This window comes from Phytopseudomonas dryadis (genome assembly GCF_004327355.1).
GTDB classification, from domain to species: Bacteria; Pseudomonadota; Gammaproteobacteria; order Pseudomonadales; family Pseudomonadaceae; genus Aquipseudomonas; species Aquipseudomonas dryadis.
The window spans coordinates 47,912-60,158 of the sequence record NZ_QJUM01000035.1 but is presented as its reverse complement, the minus strand read 5'-3'; the positions used below and the strand labels follow the sequence as shown (position 1 = coordinate 60,158).

14 protein-coding genes are annotated in these 12,247 nt (G+C 62.9%); 3 read left to right on the top strand and 11 right to left on the bottom strand.

Going from position 1 to position 12,247, the window contains the following annotated elements; all coding sequences use genetic code 11:
- Positions 1-87: OprD family porin (locus DNK34_RS25795; protein WP_165497344.1), on the top strand; the 87-nt coding region annotated here is incomplete at its 5' end.
- A gap of 168 nt (positions 88-255) precedes the next feature.
- On the top strand, positions 256-1,194 hold the full coding sequence (locus tag DNK34_RS22625) for a class I SAM-dependent methyltransferase (RefSeq protein WP_131177421.1): 939 nt from the start codon (positions 256-258) through the stop codon (positions 1,192-1,194).
- On the opposite strand, the gene DNK34_RS22620 is transcribed toward DNK34_RS22625, so the two are convergent.
- The 8 genes from DNK34_RS22620 to DNK34_RS22585 all read right to left on the bottom strand — a co-directional run bounded on the left by DNK34_RS22620 (position 1,181) and on the right by DNK34_RS22585 (position 7,843).
- Positions 1,181-1,579: a 3-phosphoshikimate 1-carboxyvinyltransferase gene (locus DNK34_RS22620; protein WP_411269332.1), complete on the bottom strand. Its 399-nt coding sequence runs from the start codon at positions 1,577-1,579 to the stop codon at positions 1,181-1,183. The genes DNK34_RS22625 and DNK34_RS22620 overlap by 14 nt on opposite strands.
- A gap of 114 nt (positions 1,580-1,693) precedes the next feature.
- A complete protein-coding gene (gene cyoE / locus DNK34_RS22615; protein WP_131177422.1) occupies positions 1,694-2,635 on the bottom strand; it encodes a heme o synthase in 942 nt (313 codons plus the stop codon).
- A gap of 14 nt (positions 2,636-2,649) precedes the next feature.
- On the bottom strand, positions 2,650-2,982 hold the full coding sequence (locus DNK34_RS22610) for a cytochrome o ubiquinol oxidase subunit IV (RefSeq protein ID WP_131177423.1): 333 nt from the start codon (positions 2,980-2,982) through the stop codon (positions 2,650-2,652).
- Complete coding sequence (gene cyoC, locus DNK34_RS22605; RefSeq protein ID WP_131177424.1) at positions 2,982-3,605, bottom strand: cytochrome o ubiquinol oxidase subunit III; 624 nt, start codon at positions 3,603-3,605, stop codon at positions 2,982-2,984. Before cyoC ends, DNK34_RS22610 begins: the two co-directional genes overlap by 1 nt.
- A gap of 3 nt (positions 3,606-3,608) precedes the next feature.
- On the bottom strand, positions 3,609-5,582 hold the full coding sequence (gene cyoB, locus DNK34_RS22600) for a cytochrome o ubiquinol oxidase subunit I (protein WP_131177425.1): 1,974 nt from the start codon (positions 5,580-5,582) through the stop codon (positions 3,609-3,611).
- Positions 5,583-5,585: 3 nt separating this feature from the next.
- Positions 5,586-6,479 carry a ubiquinol oxidase subunit II gene (cyoA, locus tag DNK34_RS22595; RefSeq protein ID WP_131177426.1) on the bottom strand — a complete coding sequence of 298 codons (894 nt, stop codon included), beginning with the start codon at positions 6,477-6,479 and terminating at the stop codon, positions 5,586-5,588.
- Positions 6,480-6,930: 451 nt separating this feature from the next.
- Positions 6,931-7,533, bottom strand: a complete 603-nt coding sequence (locus tag DNK34_RS22590; protein WP_165496881.1) for a DUF6436 domain-containing protein — start codon at positions 7,531-7,533, stop codon at positions 6,931-6,933.
- A 7-nt stretch (positions 7,534-7,540) separates the two neighbouring features.
- Positions 7,541-7,843, bottom strand: a complete 303-nt coding sequence (locus tag DNK34_RS22585; RefSeq protein ID WP_131177428.1) for a hypothetical protein — start codon at positions 7,841-7,843, stop codon at positions 7,541-7,543.
- A 417-nt stretch (positions 7,844-8,260) separates the two neighbouring features.
- Between DNK34_RS22585 and DNK34_RS22580 the strand changes: the two genes are divergently transcribed.
- Positions 8,261-8,872 carry a Yip1 family protein gene (locus tag DNK34_RS22580; protein WP_207390738.1) on the top strand — a complete coding sequence of 204 codons (612 nt, stop codon included), beginning with the start codon at positions 8,261-8,263 and terminating at the stop codon, positions 8,870-8,872.
- A 91-nt stretch (positions 8,873-8,963) separates the two neighbouring features.
- Here DNK34_RS22580 and DNK34_RS22575 read toward each other — a convergent pair whose 3' ends face one another.
- Genes DNK34_RS22575 through DNK34_RS22565 form a run of 3 tightly spaced genes read right to left on the bottom strand, consistent with a single transcriptional unit; the run spans position 8,964 to position 12,186 of the window.
- Positions 8,964-10,304 carry a glutamine synthetase family protein gene (locus DNK34_RS22575; RefSeq protein WP_131177429.1) on the bottom strand — a complete coding sequence of 447 codons (1,341 nt, stop codon included), beginning with the start codon at positions 10,302-10,304 and terminating at the stop codon, positions 8,964-8,966.
- A gap of 19 nt (positions 10,305-10,323) precedes the next feature.
- Complete coding sequence (locus DNK34_RS22570) at positions 10,324-10,881, bottom strand: helix-turn-helix domain-containing protein (protein WP_131177430.1); 558 nt, start codon at positions 10,879-10,881, stop codon at positions 10,324-10,326.
- A gap of 15 nt (positions 10,882-10,896) precedes the next feature.
- Entirely contained in the window at positions 10,897-12,186 is a 1,290-nt protein-coding gene (locus tag DNK34_RS22565) for an NAD(P)/FAD-dependent oxidoreductase (RefSeq protein ID WP_131177431.1), read from the bottom strand.
- Between the last annotated feature and the right edge of the window lie 61 nt (positions 12,187-12,247).

The window sequence follows — 12,247 nt, the reverse complement described above, 5'->3', positions numbered from 1 at the left end:
CGCAACTCCAGCATGCGCCGCGACTACAGCAGCAACGAGTTCGACGAGAACCGCCTGATCTTCAACTACCCGATCTCGTTCCTGTAACCGATCACTCCCGGGTCATGGCACTTTTCGGCCCGTCCTCGCGACGGGCTTTTTTATCGATTTGTCGCAGGTTCCGCCCTCCCCAGCCTCTCTGCCGAGAGGAAGGGGGGGAACACCGAGCGAGTGCTTTACCTTAAACTGCGCGGCCAGCCTCCACGATCCCGCTCCATGACCCCGGACAACCTCGCCTTTCTGCAGCAGCACCTGGAACACGCCCTGGCCGACGCCCCCGCGGAGACCCGCCGCCTGTTCCATGGCCGTGGCCGCTGCTGGGCAGGGCTCGAGCACGTCACCGTCGACTGGCTGCAGGGCATCGTTCTACTGTGCCTGTTCAGGGAGCCGGCCCAGGCCGAGCTCGACGGCCTGCAACAGATGCTGCGGCGACTGAGCCAGTCAGACCAATGGCAGCGCAGCCAGGCCCGCAGCCTGCTGTTGCAGCACCGCTATCAGGCCGACAGCCCGATGCAATGCCTGCTCGGCGAGCTGCCGGATGAATGGGTCATCACAGAAGAAGGCCTGCGCTTCGTTCTCGACCTGGGCAGGAAACAGAACAGTGGCCTGTTCCTCGACATGCGCCTCGGCCGGCGCTGGGTGCGCGAGCACGCCCGCGGGCAGCGCGTGCTCAATCTGTTCGCCTATACCTGCGGCTTCTCCGTTGCCGCCATCGCCGGCGGTGCCGAGCACGTGGTGAACCTGGACATGGCCAGGGCGGCGCTGAGCCGCGGCCGCGACAACCACCGCCTGAACGGGCACGAGCTGAGCCGGGTCAGTTTTCTCGGCCACGAGCTGTTCAAGTCCTGGGGCAAGGTGAAACGGCATGGCCCCTACGACCTGATCATCATCGACCCGCCCTCCTTCCAGAAAGGCAGTTTCGCCCTCAGCCGCGACTATCGGAAGATCCTGCGCAAGCTACCCGAACTGCTCGGCGAACGGGGACGCGTGCTGGCCTGTGTCAACGACCCGGCAGTCGGCAGCGACTTCCTGATTGCCGGGATGGCCAGCGAAGCCCCCGAGCTGCACTTCGAACAGCGCCTGACAAACCCGCCGGAATTTCCCGACAGCCAGCCCGAAGGCGGCCTCAAGGCGCTGCTGTTCAGCCGCTCCTGAACCAGTCCCAGAGCCCCAGGGAGAAACCGGAAAACAGGTTGATGCCCAGGGCCGACTTGGCCAGGTACAGGAACAGCAGGCCGACCAGCAGCGACAGCAGCAGGAACAGGCTGAGCACGGCCGCCTTGGCCGTCAGCGACAACTCCTGCTGGACCCGGCTGAGATCGCGCTGGTTGCGCCCGGCCAGCAGCACGAAGTAGTAACGCCAGCGCCATAGTTTCAGGGTGCCACGCAGATCCAGACGATGCTGCCCCCACTTGCGCGCCCCGAAGGCCACTTTCAATGCCTCGAGCTGCTCGACGCTGAACGACTCCCTCAAGTCATTGGGCAGCCGTTCCTTGAGCCCCTTGATGAAGGGGTCCTGCTCATCGAAGCTCATCGCCATAACCACATCCTCACCCGCGCTGAAATCCTCGTTGCAGACACCTTATCAGCCCTGAACGAAAACGGGTCCCTTCATCGTCGATGAAGGGACCCGCTCGATCCACCCGGTCGGCGCTCAGCGCACGGCGAAGGCCGCGCAGAAGCCACTGACACTGTCGGCGCCGCAGATGTGGTTGACCGAAGTCATCAGCATCTGGCTCGGCGTCGACTGGAAGTCCACCGACATCATCACGCTCAAGGCAGTGATGGTGACGATGGAGAAGACGAACAGCTTTCTGGCCCAGACCTTGTCGTCCACGGCCTTGTAGCCGGAAACGCCCATCCACAACCAGTAGGCGCCGCTGACGGCAGCGACGGCGAAATAGTTGTAGCCGGCATAGCCGCTGATGGTGAGCATCAGCGTGGCGACCAGGAAGGCGGCGATGTACAGGACGATGTGACGCTTGGCAGCGGGCACGCCCTTGATCACCGGCAACACCGGAATGTTGGCGGCCTGGTAGTCATTGAAGCGGAAGATGGCAATGGCGTACGAATGGGGCATCTGCCAGAGGCTGAAGATCAGCAACAGGATTGCCGCTCCCATGTCGAACTCGTTGCTTACGGCGCAATAGCCCACAACAGGCGGAGCGGCGCCCGACAGACTGCCAACCAAGGTTCCATAAACCGAATGCCGCTTGAGGTACAGGCTGTACAGCCCGACGTAGACGACGAAGCCCATCAGGACCAGGACGACTGCAAGCACATTGGTGGCTTTATAGAGCAAGGCAACGCCTGCGATCCCGAGGACGCAGGCGTAGACGATGGCATGAGTCGGCGAAACCAGGCCTTTTACCAGCACCCGGTTCTTGGTCCGCTCCATCTTCTGATCGATGTCCCTATCGATGTAGTTGTTGAACACGCAACCGGAAGCAATCACCAGAGCGACCCCGAGCGCCGTCGCCAGGAACAGCGCCAGATCGATATTCCCCTGCGAAGCCAGGAAGAAGCCACCGGCGACGGAAATCAGATTTCCGAAGACGATGCCCGGCTTGGTCAGGAGCAGGTATTGCTTGAACATCAGGCTGCTCTCTTTTAGTTGGTCATCATGTAGTAGTGCATGCTCCAGATGATCCAGATCGAGAGCGCGACGACGATGATGGTGATCAGCACGGTGAACACGAAGGCGACCGTGTTCCAGCGCTGCTCGGACGAGGTGTTCATGTGCAGGAAGTACACCAGGTGTACATAGATCTGCACGACAGCGAAGGCGACGACGGTGAACAGCGTGGCCGCTTTCGACATGACGGGGTTCATCACGAGCGCGAACGGAATCACGGTGAGAATCACCGACAGCACGAAGCCGACGACGTAGTCCTTGACGCTGCCGTGGCCGGCCCCCGCCGAAGAGTGGTGATCATGCGCCATTACAGGGCCCCCATCAGATAGACAACGGTGAACACACAGATCCAGACCACGTCGAGGAAGTGCCAGAACAGGCTCAGGCAGCTCAGGCGGGTCTGGGTGACCGGGGTCAGGCCACGGCTGGCGACCTGATGCATCATCACCGCCATCCAGATCAGACCGGCGCTCACGTGCAGGCCGTGGGTACCGACCAGGGTGAAGAACGCGGACCAGTAGGCGCTGACCTGCGGGCCGGCACCTTCGTGGATCAGGTGGTGGAACTCATAGAGTTCGATCGAGATGAAGACCACCCCGAACAGGAAGGTGGCAGCCAGCCAGCTGAGCACCTTGGCCTTGTCGCCACGGTACATGGCCAGCATGGCCATGCCGTAGGTGATACTGGAGAACAGCAGGGCGAAGGTCTCGACCAGAACGAGTTTCAGGTCGATCAGATCCTGCGGAGTAGGACCGCCGGCATAGGCGGTGCTGAGCACCGCGAAGCCTGCGAAGATACTCGCGAACAGGATGCAGTCGGTCATCAGGTAGATCCAGAACCCGAAGACCTTCATTTCACCCGCGTCGTGGTGGTGTTCGTGCTCATGCTCATCGGCATGAGCAGCGTGGTTGCTGATCACTTCACTGGACATGGTTTACGCCTGATTAGCCTTTGCTTGAATGTGTGCCTTCTCGATCCTTTCGATCTCGTCGGGCTGCACGTAGTAGTCGACGTCCTGGTTGTAGCTGTTGCGGATCAGGACGACGAAGGTTCCCACGAAGCTCAGGGCCGCCAGCCACCAGATGTGCCAGATCAGGGCGAAACCGAAGACCAGGGCGGCGGCCGACATGACCAGACCCACGCCGGTGTTCTTCGGCATGTGGATCGGTGCGTACTTGCTCGGAGCAGCCGGCAGGCCATCACGCTTCATCTCGTGGAATTCGTCGATACGGTCACCGCGCGGGGTCACCGCGAAGTTGTAGAACGGCGGTGGCGACGAGGTCGACCATTCCAGGGTGCGGGCGTTCCACGGGTCACCGGTGACGTCGGCCAGTTCCTTGCGCTTGATGATCGACACGGCGAACTGGACGACAGTGCAGACGATACCGATGCCGATCAGCACGGCGCCGACCACGGCGATCTGCAGCCACGGTTCCCATTCCGGGTTGGTGGTGCTGTTCAGGCGACGGGTCATGCCCATGAAGCCGAGGATGTACAGCGGCATGAAGGCCAGGTAGAAACCGACGATCCAGAACCAGAAGGACGCCTTGCCCCAGCCCTCGTGGAGCTTGAAGCCGAACGCTTTCGGGAACCAGTAGGTGATACCGGCCATGTAGCCGAACACCGCGCCACCGATGATCACGTTGTGGAAGTGGGCGATCAGGAACAGGCTGTTGTGCAGCAGGAAGTCGGCACCCGGCACGGCCAGCAGCACGCCGGTCATACCACCGATGGAGAAGGTGATGATGAAACCCAGGGTCCACAGGATCGGCGAGGTGAACTCCAGACGGCCGCGGTACATGGTGAACAGCCAGGTGAAGATCTTCACCCCGGTCGGGATGGCGATGATCATCGTGGCGATGCCGAAGAAGGCGTTGACGCTGGCGCCAGAGCCCATGGTGAAGAAGTGGTGCAGCCAGACCACGAACGACAGCACGGTGATGGCCACGGTGGCCCAGACCATCGAGGCATAACCGAACAGACGCTTGCGGGCGAAGGTCGCGGTCACCTCGGAGAACACGCCGAAGGCCGGCAGGATCAGGATGTACACCTCCGGGTGGCCCCAGGCCCACAGCAGGTTGACGTACATCATCGGATTGCCGCCCGCTTCGTTGGTGAAGAAGTGGAAATCCAGGTAGCGATCCAGGGTCAGCATGCCGAGCACGGCGGTGAGGATCGGGAAGGCACCGAGAATGATGACGTTGGCGCACAGGATGGTCCAGGTGAAGATCGGCATCTTCATCAGGGTCATGCCGGGGGCACGCATCTTGATGATGGTGACGAAGAAGTTCACCCCGGTCAGCAGCGTACCGATACCGGATATCTGCAACGCCCATATATAGTAGTCGACCCCGACCCCGGGACTGTATTCGATACCTGACAAGGGCGGATAGGCGACCCAGCCGGTCATGGCGAACTCACCGACGAACAGCGAGATGTTGGTCAGCAGCACGCCGACCACGAACAGCCAGAAGCTCAGCGAGTTGAGGAACGGGAAGGCGACGTCGCGCGCACCGATCTGCAGCGGCACGACGATGTTCATCAGACCGACCACCAGCGGCATGGCCACGAAGAAGATCATGATCGTGCCGTGGGCGGTGAAGATCTGATCGTAGTGGTGCGGTGGCAGATACCCTTCCGAACCGCCAGTGGCCATGGCCAGCTGGGTACGCATCATGATGGCGTCGGCGAAACCACGGACCAGCATGACCAGGGCGACGAGGATGTACATCACGCCGATCTTCTTGTGGTCGACCGAGGTCAGCCACTCATGCCACAGGTAGCCCCACTTCTTGAAGTAGGTCAGCGCGGCGAACAGCCCGATCCCGCCCAGGGCCACGGCAATCATCGTGACCACCAGGATGGGTTCGTGCAGGGGTATTGCGTCTAGTGTCAGCTTTCCGAACATCGTTTATTCCTCCGCACCTGAATCGTGCGCGGCTTCGCTCACATGTTTGCTCGTATAGTCGATGTACTGGCCGAGGATCTGCCGGAACAGACCAGGCTGAGCGTTGAAGTACTCGACGGGATTGTTTTCACTGGCCTTGGCCAGCAGCTTGTAGCTGTCGAAATCCAGCGTGTTCGGCGACTGCTTGGCCTGGGCCACCCACTGCTCGAACTCTTCGTTGCTGGTCGCGTGCACGGCGAACTTCATGCCCGAGAAACCGTGACCGCTGTAGTTGCCCGACAGGCCGAAGAACTCGCCCGGCTCGTTGGCGATCAGGTGCAGTTGGGTGCGCATGCCGCCCATGGCGTAGACCATGCCGCCCAGTTGCGGGATGAAGAAGGTGTTCATCACCGATTGCGAGGTAATCTGGAAACTGATCGGCGTGTTGTCCGGGATATACAGTTCATTGACGCTGGCGATGCCCTGCTCCGGGTAGATGAACAGCCATTTCCAGTCGAGCGAGACCACTTCGACCGTCACCGGCTTCACCGAGGACTCGATCGGACGATACGGGTCCAGCGAATGGGTGGTCTTCCAGGTGATCACGGCCAGAACCGCGATGATCACGCAGGGAATACCCCATACCAGGGCCTCGATCTTGTGCGAGTGAGCCCACTCCGGCGCGTAGGTCGCGTCCTTGTTCGAGGAGCGGTAGCGCCAGGCGAACAGAATGGTCATGAAGATGACGGGAACCACCACGATCAGCATCAGCAGGGTGGCGGTAATGATGAGGTTGCGCTGCTCGATGCCGATCTGTCCTTTCGAATCGAAAAGAACCCAGTCGCAGCCACTCAGGGAGACGGCCACGACAATCGTCAGAAGCGTGCGGAACAAGCGGTGGTACTTCTCTTCTCTCATTTCACGACCTTCAGCAAAGTGATATCCCACATATCGTTTTGTTCAGCCTGATAGCCAATACAACCGGGCATGCCAGGAAAACGGTGCCACGGGCACCGCAATCGGCTCAGCGTATCGAAACCACTAAACGGAGGGGGCGACATTTTCGGTTACGGCGGCAAAAAAACCAACCGCCTAACGACGATGGACGGACAAATAGTCCGGTCCTGCCAAGCGCACCGGCGCAGCGGCGTCGGCCCGGCTCGCCTCGAACGGCGCTGTGCGCACCCACCATGATTTCCCGCAAAGCCCCATGTGACCACGCCTGCAGCACCTCCGCGAAGTTCCATCGGCTGCCCGCAGCAAGCCGGCGCACGGCTCGTGGATCATATTAGTGGCTCAACCCGCACAAACCGCGCGGCATTATGTCGCACACCAATAACCACAAAATAAGCATGGTTATTGAGCTGCATCATGGACGTCCGCCAGAAGCCCAATCGCAGTAGCAACCGACCGCCATGGTATTGGCGGCGGACACGGGGCGATTGGCCGACAGCGCATCGAGAATCGGCTCGACGAAACTGTTCGAAGAATTGCATACCAGCCCCTCGCTGTAGGGACCGGCATAGGCCAGACGCCCCGCCTGATCCCAGATGGCGATGGCCGGGCTGGCCGGAATCGCCTGCATGCCCTCGAGCGACTCCAGCGGTGTCAGCTTGCCGCGCAGGAAGGGCAGCATCTCGCCTTCGCTGCCGGGCTTCTGCACGCTGTAGAACTCGACGCCGGAGAACCGGTAGAGACTGATCAGGTAATTGAGATGGGCGTCGGTCTCCTTGTGGCAAGGACACTGCGGGTCCCAGAAGTGCACCACACGGATCGGCCCAGGGCCGGCCAGTTCGTCAGGCAGCCTGAGCCCGCCGCCCTGGAAGAACACGGCCTGCTGATCCTGTTCGCTGAACGGCCTCAGGTAGGCCACGCCGAAACGCGACCAGCTCCACACGGCGATGGCCAGCACCGCGAGCGCCGCCAGCAGGCACAGGATCAGAAGAAAACGCTTGGAAGGCACGTTGTGCATGCTCGCCCTATTCAGGCTCACGGCCGTACTTGATGCGGAACTGCTTTTCCATTTCCTTGCAGCTGTCGGTGGCGAAGGCGCGCGAGGTCGGCGTGGCCGACGGGTCATTGGCCTTGACCCAGCATGCCTGGATGGCCCGCACTTCGTTGGCCTGCACTTCTGCGGTCTGATCGCGGGTGATGGAATAGATGATGATGCCGAACACCAGGACGATGAAGGCGATCCCGAGCAGGATCAGCCACAGACAACCGCTACGCTTGCCGTTGTCGCCCTGATCCGCCGAATCGTTGTGCCGTTTGCTGCCACTCATGCCGAACCCTCGCTCAAGAGGGTGCGGAACATAGCATTTTTTGCTCCGGTCACGGCAGGGGCCAAAACGCACACACGAGTTGCAGGGACTTAGCCCGCCCTTCGCCACATGCCGCCTGGCTGCGGCCCCGACGGCCGTCGAGGCGAGGTTCACCGACGGCGCACCGGGGCCTGCGGACATACCTGGTTACCAGGTCGCGACCGCGCCAATGGCGGGCGCTCCAGCGGGCCGACCGGGGGCGAGCGACGGGCGGATCGGCTGGCGGGCGAATTTCTGGTCAAACCTATCCGGGTGAACTTCACTCATACCTTGTGAGGGCTGAAGAAACTGGCGGTGCGACACGACCGTCCGAGGCATAGGGGTCAGTTCTCAGACGACTCATGCCGGCGGCAAAGCCGGAGCCAGAGGAGAAGAGCAATGATCAACCATATATGGGGTCTGCTGGCCCACCCGGGCCGCGAATGGCGCAACATCGACAGCGAAAAGGAAAGCATCACCCACCTTTACGCCCACCACGTCCTGCTGATGGCGCTGATCCCGGTGGTCAGCGCCTTCATCGGCACCACGCAGATCGGCTGGCACCTGGGTGGAGAAGTCACCAAGGTCGCCATGCCCACCGGCGCGGTGCTGGGGATCACCTTCTATATCCTGATGCTGCTCGGCGTGGCGATCATGGGCAACGTCATCCACTGGATGTCGGACTCCTTCGCCAGCCGTCCAAGCCGTCGCCGCTGCATCGTCTTCGCCGGCTACGTCGCCACCCCGCTGTTCATCGCCGGTCTGTCGCTGCTGTATCCCAAGGCCTGGCTGCTGGTCGCGGTGGGGATCATCGCCCTGGCCTACAGCGGCTACCTGCTCTATGTGGGCATGCCGGCCTTCCTGCGTATTCCGGTCAACGAAGCCCTGACCATCTCCGGCGGCACCCTGGCCATCGGCGTGCTGCTGCTGGAGCTGATCCTGGCGCTGACCGTGGCGCTCTGGGGCCTGGGCTTCGACGACTACGCGGTCAGCTGGTCGCTGTTCCGCTAGAAGCAGCTACAAGCTGCAAGCCTCAAGCTGCAAGTAAGAGCGCCGCGGGAAGCTTCAAACTTGAGGCTTGCAGCTTGGGCTTGGGGCTGCCTCAAAGGAACCAGCGATACTCCCGGGCGTGGATGGCGTCCATGAACGCCAGGTGATCCTGGCGTTTGTTTTCGCAGTAGACCATCACGAACTCCTCGCCCAAGCCGCGCTTGACGACCGGCTGATCGCGCATCGCGGCCACGGCCGAGAGCATGTCCATGGGAAAGTCGATGCCGCTCTGGCGGTTCTCGTTCAATGGCGCGATAGGTTCGCGCTGCACCTCGAGGCCATGCTCCATGCCGACCAGAATGGCCGCCAGCACCAGGTAAGGATTGGCATCGGCGCCGGCCAGGCGATGCTCGATGCGTAGATTGCGCGCATCGGAATCGGGAATGCGGATACAGGCGTCCCGGTCCTCGTAGCCCCAGCTGGCGCGGCTCGCGGCATTGACCCGGGAACCGTAGCGCCGATAGGCATTGTGGTTGGCGGCGAAGATCGGCATGCAGTGCGGCAGCAACTCCAGGCAGCCGGCCACGGCGTGCCGCAGTGGACGCTGCTCGTCGGCGGCCAGCAGATTGTTGCCGGCGTCGTCGTAGAGACTGACATGCACATGCATGCCGCTGCCCGGCGCATCCAGGTAGGGTTTGCTCATGAAACTGGCGCGATGACCGTGCTTGAGCGCCACGCCCCGGGTGCTGCGGCAGAACAGGGCGGCCCAGTCGGCCGCCAGCATGCCGTCGGCGCAGTGGCCGAAATTGATCTCGAACTGCCCCGGGCCGATCTCGGCGGTGATCACGTTGGCATCGATGCCCAGTTCGTTCGCCGCGTCGACGATTTCGTGCAGCACCGTGGAAAAGCGCGACAGGCGCTCGATGTGCAGGTTCGGCTGATCGTCCTCGTCATCGCACAGGGGGTCGCGCGGGAACTGCGGCAGACCGTCCTTGAGCGCGCGGTCGAACAGGTAGAACTCCAGCTCGAACGCCACCACCGGGCGGATGCCGCGCGCGGCCAGGCGCCGCAGCACCCACGCCAGCACTTCGCGGGGTTCGAACTCGATGGGCGACTCGGTGCCGTCGGAACTGATCAGCATCTGCCCCAGGGGCTGGCTTTCCCAGCGCACCGGCTTGAGCGTGCCGGGAATCAGCCGGCGCGGCGCGTCCGGATCGCCATCGTTGAAGCAGTAGTCGCCGATCGGATGCAGGCCACCCTGGGCACCGAGCAGCACGCAGTTCTGCGGCAGCTTGAGCAGGCTGCCCGCAGCGACTTTCTCCAGCATCTCGATGGGATAGCGCTTGCCATAGAAATGGCCGGGAATGTCCAGGCAGATCAGATCGACATAGCGAACGTCTGGGTGAGCGGCGCGAAAAGTGCGGACTTCGTCGAGCAGGTTGTCGGTGGTCATGTCGAGATCCTGTGTCCGCTCAGCGGAACACCCAGAGTACCCGTGCGGGCTGGTCGGTGAGGTTGGCGTAGCGGAACTGGCTGTGCGGCGGCAGCTGGAAGCTGTCGTTGGGGCCGAGGGTCACCGGCTCCTGCTGGTCGTCCAGCCAGATGCTCAGCTCGCCCTCGAGGACGAAACCGCCCTGCTCCGAGCTGTCGTCCAGGTGCCCTTCGCCACTGCTGGCGCCAGGCGCCAGGTGGCTCTCGAGCATGGAGAAGCCGGCCGACATGCGCGGCGACACCAGCACATCGGTGATGCCCCCGGCGTAGTACAGCGTACGCCGCTCGCCCGGACGGGTGACCCAGGGCAGCGCCCGCGGCTTGCTCAGGCTGTAGAAGTAGGTGGTCGGCACCCCGAGCGTTTCGCTGATGGCGGTCAGATCGGCCACGGTGGGTCGCGACAGGCCGCGCTCGACCTGGGACAGGAAGCCCACCGAGCGGTCGATGCGGGCCGCCAGTTGGCCCAGCGTCAGATTCTTGTGCTTGCGCAGGTCACGGATGAGGATCGCCAGGCCTTCGATTTCGTCTTGCATGTCCATGGGCTCGTTCCTGCTTCAGACGCTGTCGCGCAGACGGTACCAGGCCTTGCCGGCCGCTTCGAGCGGCGCCGCCAGCCAGGCGCCGCCGGGAAAGCGCGGATTGCCGATGGCCTGGTAGAGCCCCAGCAACCGCTCGTCGCCGAGAATGGCATCGGCCACCGCACGGGCGCCGGCCAGGGTCGGCAGCACGCCATGTCCGGAAAAGCCCTGCAACCAGTAGCGTTGCCCCTGCCGGCCGATATCCGGCGTGCGCTTCATGGTCACGTCGATATGCCCGCCCCAGCCGAACTCGATATCCACGCCGGTGAGCTGCGGAAATACCCGCTCCAGATAGGGCCGGGTCGCCGCCGGCACATCCCTGGGCAGACCACCCAGGTAGGTGCAACCACCGCCGAACAGCAGGCGGTTGTCCGGGGTCAGGCGGAAATAGTCGGGGACGAACTGGTTGTCGATCACGCAGCTGTTGCGTGGCAACACCGAACGCGCCAGTTGCGCATCGAGCACCGCGGTGGCGACCTGATAGGAGCCCACGGGCAGCAGGCGGCGGGACAAGCGGCTATCCAGCCGATCGATATAGGCATTGCAGGCCAGCACCAGCACATCGGCGCGTACCTCGCCCAACTCGGTGCGGGCGCGGTAGCCGCCCGCCACCTCCTCGTAGCCGAGCACCTGGCTCTGCTCGAAAATCCGCCCGCCGGCCTTCTCGATGGCGTCGGCCAGGCCGTGGGCCAGCTTCAGCGGATCGAGGTGGGCGCCCTGGGGATCGTAGAGCGCGGCCCGATAACGCGGGCTGTCGATCCATTCGCGCAGTTCCGCCCCCTCTATAAAGCGCAGACCGTGGTAGCCCCACGTCTGCCGTGCCTCGTGCTGAGCCTCACGCAACTGCCCGACGCGGCGCTGCAGCACGGCCGTCCACAGGCTGCCCACCCGGTAGTCGACCTCGAAGCCATGCCGCTGCGGCAACGCGCGCAGCTCTTCGGCGGCCCAGCACATGCTGTCCCACAAGCGCCGCGCGCCGTCCAGGCCGAGCGCCTTCTGCAGCGGTGGCATGTCGCAGGACCAGCCCAGCAAGGCCTGCCCGCCGTTGCGCCCGGACGCGGCCCAGGCTACCCGGCTGGCCTCCAGCAACACCACGCGCTTGCCGCTCAGGGCCAGGCGCAAACCGGTGTGCAACCCGCTGAAACCGGCGCCGACGATCAGCACATCGCAATCGAGGCTGGCCTCCAGGCGCGGACGCAAGGCGATGGAACCGGGGTAGGTGGCGGCGTAGCAAGTACCGACATGCTGGGCGGATTGCTTGAACATGGGCAGCGGGCCATGAAATTATTCAGAATATATTTCATGAAAAATACACGAATATTTTCAT